8 protein-coding genes and 1 pseudogene are annotated in these 5289 nt (G+C 49.5%); 2 read left to right on the top strand and 7 right to left on the bottom strand.

All coding sequences use genetic code 11. The features are described 5' to 3' along the window. Positions 1 to 505 precede the first annotated feature (505 nt). Both D889_RS0114600 and allB read right to left on the bottom strand, forming a co-directional pair. Positions 506 to 961, bottom strand: a complete 456-nt coding sequence (locus D889_RS0114600) for a hypothetical protein (protein WP_010632900.1) — start codon at positions 959 to 961, stop codon at positions 506 to 508. A 142-nt stretch (positions 962 to 1103) separates the two neighbouring features. Then, on the bottom strand, positions 1104 to 2498 hold the full coding sequence (gene allB, locus D889_RS0114605) for an allantoinase AllB (RefSeq protein WP_010632901.1): 1395 nt from the start codon (positions 2496 to 2498) through the stop codon (positions 1104 to 1106). A gap of 199 nt (positions 2499 to 2697) precedes the next feature. Here allB and D889_RS0114610 point away from each other — a divergent pair, with 199 nt between their 5' ends. Together D889_RS0114610 and D889_RS15235 are read left to right on the top strand one after the other, a co-directional pair. Further along, the gene (locus D889_RS0114610) at positions 2698 to 2961 is read left to right on the top strand and encodes a type II toxin-antitoxin system RelB/DinJ family antitoxin (RefSeq protein WP_010632902.1); all 264 of its coding nucleotides are present in this window, start codon (positions 2698 to 2700) and stop codon (positions 2959 to 2961) included. Continuing rightward, a complete protein-coding gene (locus tag D889_RS15235) occupies positions 2954 to 3136 on the top strand; it encodes a Txe/YoeB family addiction module toxin (protein WP_010632903.1) in 183 nt (60 codons plus the stop codon). The genes D889_RS0114610 and D889_RS15235 overlap by 8 nt, the downstream gene beginning before the upstream one ends. A gap of 181 nt (positions 3137 to 3317) precedes the next feature. Here D889_RS15235 and D889_RS0114620 read toward each other — a convergent pair whose 3' ends face one another. The 5 genes and pseudogenes from D889_RS0114620 to D889_RS15525 form a co-directional block, all read right to left on the bottom strand. After that, complete coding sequence (locus D889_RS0114620; protein WP_010632904.1) at positions 3318 to 3686, bottom strand: 3D domain-containing protein; 369 nt, start codon at positions 3684 to 3686, stop codon at positions 3318 to 3320. Positions 3687 to 3776: 90 nt separating this feature from the next. Beyond that, a complete protein-coding gene (locus D889_RS15705) occupies positions 3777 to 3950 on the bottom strand; it encodes a hypothetical protein (RefSeq protein WP_018962461.1) in 174 nt (57 codons plus the stop codon). Positions 3951 to 3988: 38 nt separating this feature from the next. After that, positions 3989 to 4165 (bottom strand): hypothetical protein, encoded by a 177-nt coding sequence (locus D889_RS15710; RefSeq protein ID WP_018962462.1) that lies wholly within the window; start codon positions 4163 to 4165, stop codon positions 3989 to 3991. Between the two features lie 117 nt (positions 4166 to 4282). Continuing rightward, complete coding sequence (locus tag D889_RS0114635) at positions 4283 to 4861, bottom strand: LysE family transporter (RefSeq protein WP_010632905.1); 579 nt, start codon at positions 4859 to 4861, stop codon at positions 4283 to 4285. A 230-nt stretch (positions 4862 to 5091) separates the two neighbouring features. Next, positions 5092 to 5289: pseudogene (locus D889_RS15525) on the bottom strand (group II intron reverse transcriptase/maturase); the annotation flags it as partial.

Consider the following 5289-nt stretch of genomic DNA (forward strand, 5'->3'; position numbering starts at 1 on the left):
ATGACATCGGCCCGTTTCTTGTCCCCGTCGATCAGATCCGGAAACAGCTCTTCCGAAAGAAACTTTTTATAGGACAGATCGAGCTGATGGTAGATCTTTGGGAAAAACGCTTCGAGAAATTCATCCAAAAAAGTGTGCAGCAATTCCTTAAACATACGGTCATGATCAATGGACATATGATGTCCTCCTGAGGATTTTTTTGCGGGGCTCATTTTACAAAGGGAATAATTTCATTTTACATGAGTCTGAAACGGGGTGTCTGTGACGGTTCTCTTAACTCGAGTGAATACTCCGGTAGGATCCTGGCAGCCCGAGTATGGATCGTTCTTCGATGCTGTTTTGCGCATTGCTGCTACAACAAGTAAAACATGCCGGTTTAGCGTCAGACCTGTGTGGATCTGATCTGAAAAATCATATATTTACGTAAAATAGAATACATATTTGAAAGATTCGGGCTGATCACACGGCCATATATCAGCCGATCTGAGGATAATCGCGAAATCGCTTATGATTGCGTGTGTTGGACATCGGTATCGTTCAGAAGTTCACTGACATCATTAATGATTAGTGCTTTCATAACCAGGGGTAATTGTGGCCTGAGATTGGGCGCGTTATAGTTAAGATCAAATTCATTAAAATAATATTTGGACCAGTCGATGAAACTCTGTAAATAATTTTTCACCGCTTCCTGCTCTGTTTTTCCGGATTCAACAATCCAGATATCTTTAATGGTGGCAATATATTCATTGGCGTTAGTATCGTGTTCCACATGAATCTCAAATCGATATTTTTCTAACAATTGTCTTGCGATCGGCAAATTCATGGTTAAAAAAGTCTCATTTGTTTTTTGATTTCTCTGAACGAATTTGGGACTTCTGTAGATCACGTCATCGATGAAGCGCGACCAGTCTTTGCGAACATCACTTGAATTTTCAATCGCTGCCGGCATCTTTTTAGCCACTCCCTTCACCTCCCTATTATATCAAATAGTGTACGAATTGTACGATTCGTACGTTTAAATATATTATGAGCAGATGCAAATAATGTTACACACTGATATAAAAAAACCAGAATCTTTTTTCGGGATCCTGGTTTTGACCTTCTTAGTTAATTGGGCGGACGACGTGGCCGAATGGTTTATGGACGATGGTGCCGTTCTTCATGACGGTTTCGCCGCGGACGATGGTTTCGACGGGAATGCCTTTGACACGCCAGCCATCGTAGGCGGTGACTTTGCTCTTGCTGTGGAGGTTGACGGCGCGGATGACCGCTTCTTTGTCCATGTCGACGATCGTGATGTCGGCGTCGGTGCCGATGTTAAGCGACCCTTTCTGTGGATAGATGCCGAAGCGCTTCGCCGGATTTTCCGACATCAGCGCGGTCAGTTTCTGCAGGGTGAGCCGGCCTTGATTGACGGCGTTGAGCATCAGCGGCGCCATCGTTTCCGTGCCGGACATGCCGGCGGGAATCGACCAGAGATCCCCGTTTTTCTCCTCGGGGGTGTGCGGCGCGTGATCGGACGAGATGATCGTGATCGTGCCGTCGCTGATCCCCTGCCAGAGGCGTTCCTGATCCTTTTTATACTTAACCGGCGGATAGATCTTCATCACCGGACCGACCTTCGGATAATCCTCATTGCTCAGGAACAGGTAATGCGGGCAGGTTTCAGCGCTGACCGGGACACCGGATGCCTTGGCACGGGCAATCGCGTCAACCGCTTCAGCGGTGGTCACATGTAGGATGTGGAGGTTCGCTCCGGACGCTTTTGAAAAAGACAGGCCCATCTGAACGGTGACTTCTTCGGCGAGATTCGGCCGGCCGCGGAGTAGCGCTTCATAGTCGCTGCCGCCGGCCTTGCGGACCTGCTCGGTCAGTTTCAGGATCAGGCTGCTATCTTCGGCGTGGACGGCGAGCACTTTGCCGGTTTTTGCCACGGTTTGGAATATTTCATAGACTTCGCCGTCGGAAAACGGGGCGATGACGTCGGTCATGCCTGCTTTGTAATTGTACGTGAGCTGGAACGTCTTCTTATTGATGGCGTAGCCCCAGAAATATTTGAAGCCGATCACGCCGGCATCGGCCAGGGCCGGGAGATCCTTATTGTTCAGGTGACCGAGGCAGATGCCCCAGAGCCCGAAGTCGACATGCGCCTTCCGCGTCAGGTTGGCGACCTGATCACGGAAACTGGCCGCGTCACGGGTTGGCGGTGTGGTATTGGGCATGTCGAAGAGGGTTGTGATCCCGCCGGCCGCTGCCGCCTGGGTAGACGTGAAAAAGTCTTCCTTATAGGTCGGCCCGGGGTCGCGGGAGTGGACGTGAATATCGATCAGGCCGGGCAGGACATATTTTCCCGCCGCGTCGATCGTTTTTCCGGCCGTGCCGCCGAGCGGCCGGTCGGACAATGCCGCGATTTTGCCGCCTTTTATGTAGAGATTCGCTTTAAATGTTGCGTCGGGTGTGACGATCGTTCCATGTTCGATGACAGTATCCCATTCCATCCACTGCACCTCTTCCGTTCCACAATAATTTTTCCAAAAATGTCTTTCTCTTTAAGGCTTACCATTTTAGCGGGGGCTGCGTCAATAATGGACCTCTATCTGCATGCATTCCGGATACTTGTTTATTTGCATATGCAAGCGTTTATATTCAAAATGCTGTGCATATAATGTACAATAGATGTGTAAGGAGGAGATAATTATGGCTACAAAAAATATTACGATTCGTATGGATGAAGATTTAAAAAAACATGCGGAGCAAGTATTTAAGGATATGGGGCTGAATATGACTACAGCAATTACGATTTTTACAAAAGCGGTTGTCCTGCAGAAGCGTATCCCTTTTGAAATTACTGCAGATCCGTTCTACAGACTGGCCAATCAGGAACATTTAAGAAAATCGATTACGGATCTGGATCATCATCATGGCCAGTCCCATGATCTTATTGAAGGTCAGAATGAATAAGATCTGGCAGGAAGAAGCATGGGATGATTATCTTTACTGGCAGAATCAGGATAAAAAGACACTCAAGCGGATCAATCGACTTATTAAAGATATTGATCGCAATGGTTACAGTGGAATTGGAAAACCTGAGCCACTTAAAGGTGACTTTTCGGGATGGTGGAGCCGCCGGCGTTGACGATACAAATCGGCTGGTTTATCGAATCCGAGATCAGCAGATTGAGATTGCTCAATGTCGGACTCATTATGAATAACCTTCTTGCCACAATTCTCCCGGAAAGTAACTGAATGAGAGCAAAATAAATAACGGCCGCCTCAATATATTTTGAGACGGCCGCTTGGTTCTCAGCTATATGATTTTATCTTCTGTACACTTTGATCTTCACGTGTTTTCTGCCCCACTTGATGGCCTGATGACGGGTCTTGAAATGAACGTCGATGATCTTGCCCTTGATCGCGCCGCCGGTATCTCTGGCGACTGCGGTGCCGTAACCGGGGACATAGACTTTGGAGCCGAGCGGAATGACGCGCGGATCAACGGCGATGACTTTTGCTCTCGGATGTTTCCAGAGGCGGTACCCTGTTGCGGTACGGCCCATTTCATTATATGCTGTAGCGCTGACTCTGACTGATTTATAGTGGCTTCTCGCACTGGCATCTTTAGGAGCGGACAATGTTGAGATCAAGAGAATGGCAACGGACAGTGTCATTAAGATTTTTTTCAGCATAATCACATCTCGCTTTCTTAATGACTCTACCTTACCAGTCTTGTATGTCAGCCCTGTAACAGGCAGGTAACAAATCTTTTCAGTTTGATGTCATGGCTTTTTGCGGCTGCGCCGTTTGAACCAGTGGTCGATGAAAAAGTAGACAGCAAAATAGGCGCAGGTGAACAGGACGAACAGAGTGGGATCGACCGGATAGATATAGCAGAACAGGTAGACGGACAGGACGAAGGGCAGCAGGAACAGAAAACGGGCGAGATCACGCATTGGGTCCCCTCCTATCGGCTGACTGCAGCCGGAATTTTTCAGCGCTTATTCTTGTGATGGCGCCGTTTCAGGCACGTGTCGGCGGTCTGGACGGCGAGCATTGAGAACACGGGCACGGTCGCCCAGGGATGCTCTGCGGCAGGGGTAAACCACAGGATAAAAATGATCAGCGACAGACAGGCAAACAGGAGCGAAAAGTACCATTTCCAGTTCATCGGACGGGCCTCCTGGCGGATGAACATGCGGCGGGTCGGGCCGTATGAGATTGTCTAAAAGCTAGTTTACCATATTAAGCGGTTACATTGAGAAACTTTTATGAGCTTGCGATGGTTTCAGAACAGGCTGGTGAAAAAGGTTTCGATACCGAAGAGAATCAGGATAACGCCGACCGCGATGTCGACGAATCTCAGTTTGCGCGGATCGATGAGGCGGGTGAGATATTTTCCGGACAGGCTGGTCAGTCCGAGAAACAGGATCGTGGCAGTGACGCAGCCTGCACCATAGAGGATCGTCGGGAGGAAGCCGGTCAGCTGACGGGCGGCGATCAGCGAGCCGAACGCCCCGGACCAGAAAACGATCGTCAGCGGATTGATCAGTGTGATCTTCAGGCCGTAAGTGAAGCTGTGATGGATGGCGGCGGTTTGCCGGACGGATTTCGTCCCTGAGTTGCGGATGAAGGTGATGCCGAAATAAACCAGCACAACCATGGCCAGGAAGCCGATCCCTTTTTGCAGGGACGGGATCTGGAGGAGCGCCGACATGGAGGTGAACGACAGGCAGATATAGAGGGCATCCACGAGTGCGACGGCGGCGGTCATTTTCAGGCCTTCGCGGAACCCTTTTTTCATTGAGAGATGCAGTACGGTGAAGAACACGGGACCGACGGACAATTGCAGCAGCAGTCCGAGCATTAAACCTGACAGGAATTCGATGATCAGCGCTCCGATCGTGATGAAGTGATTTCAGTTTAGCACAGTTGCGGGCGCGGGAGGCGGACCGGAAAAAGTTTATCGGTCTTCAGAGGATGGTTTTCGGTCTTCGCCAGATTTGGCGTGCGATTATGATCGAGTAGGAGGAAATCTTCGATTTCCGACCTCTCACACCACCGTACGTACGGATCCGTATACGGCGGTTCAACAACTTAAGCACTCTGAATATGCTGGAGTGTCTTGGAAAGATTAACCAGTCCAAGATGCTCCAGCTTTTCATTCGTCAGGGTGTAACAGAGCGTCTTGCTATGCGCCGTCCGCCAGTACCCTTTACGGGTGTTGGCGAAAGTGAAGGCTTGTGCTTCCGGCATCCCTAACTTCCGGAGTTTTCTGAAACGGGTCCTTATTTT

Source organism: Sporolactobacillus vineae DSM 21990 = SL153 (genome assembly GCF_000377985.1).
Taxonomy (GTDB): domain Bacteria; phylum Bacillota; class Bacilli; order Bacillales; family Sporolactobacillaceae; genus Sporolactobacillus; species Sporolactobacillus vineae.